General features: G+C 38.5%; 1 protein-coding gene. It reads right to left on the bottom strand.

What is annotated here, in order from left to right; genetic code table 11:
- Positions 1–47: 47 nt before the first annotated feature.
- A partial coding sequence (locus M998_RS19710) for a T6SS immunity protein Tli4 family protein (RefSeq protein ID WP_248846453.1) occupies positions 48–278 on the bottom strand: 231 nt, incomplete at its 5' end.

Below are 278 nucleotides of genomic sequence, written 5' to 3' on the forward strand. Positions count from 1 at the left end.
GTTGTACGGCAAGCACAAGTTTGTTTGTTATGCCGTACAAAAAAGTATTAAAACGCATTCGGTTTATAACGTAGTGAGCCCACGATTCTGTCCCAAATTTCAACCATTTGCGCTTCGCTATAACGGGTTTGTTTATACTCACTGTTAATCCCGATAGTTATTAAAGGCTTCACGGTTGTCGCAACAGCTTCATTTGCATATAAAAGAAAATCATAGACTTGCAACGTTTTTTGTCTATATGTTTGAATCCCACCAAAAAGCCACGTTTCAGCTGGAAT

The sequence above is a fragment of the Providencia heimbachae ATCC 35613 genome (assembly GCF_001655055.1).
In the GTDB taxonomy this organism is placed as follows: domain Bacteria; phylum Pseudomonadota; class Gammaproteobacteria; order Enterobacterales; family Enterobacteriaceae; genus Providencia; species Providencia heimbachae.